This is a genomic window from Vibrio sp. 2033, assembly GCF_033339735.1.
Genome location: NZ_JAWOVC010000919.1, coordinates 1 through 501, shown reverse-complemented (window position 1 = coordinate 501; position 501 = coordinate 1). Strand labels below are relative to the sequence as shown.

Below are 501 nucleotides of genomic sequence, written 5' to 3'. Positions count from 1 at the left end.
TCCGATCTCATTGTCCTAAGTTTGTTCAGGCCAGTGTGGATGCACTTTTATTTTGTATCGAATTTATTTGGTCACTAAGACCTCGTTATGTCCCAATCAGGACCTCAAGTCATGCTAAATAATAAAAAACTAACAGCGTTGACGACGGCTATCACTCTCATGTGTATGTCGGGCAGTCTCGCGGCACAAGAAGTAAGTCAGCAACAACCAACGCCTTTGGCACAGCAAGATGCTGAAAATTCGACCGTATTTAAGCGTGTCATTCCATTTAGTCAATTGCGTTACAGTGGTTCAATTGCTATTCAAGGCAGTGAGGCTAGTGCTTATATTGGTTTCGGTTCGCGACTCGATGAGGTGGAGTCTAAAGCCACGTTGCACTTTGACATCACACCTTCACCAGCGTTGCTTTCTTTGGTTTCTCACGTCAAAGTGTATTTGAACAACGAGCTTATGGGAGTGACGTCAATCGTCGATGGTCAGCAAGGTAAAAAGTTGAGCTTA

The 501-nt window shown here is 43.9% G+C and carries 1 protein-coding gene; it reads left to right on the top strand.

Annotated features, from left to right (window positions below; genetic code table 11):
* Positions 1-111 precede the first annotated feature (111 nt).
* Positions 112-501 (top strand): cellulose biosynthesis cyclic di-GMP-binding regulatory protein BcsB (locus R7P74_RS29815; RefSeq protein WP_318124357.1); only part of this gene is annotated, 390 nt, incomplete at its 3' end.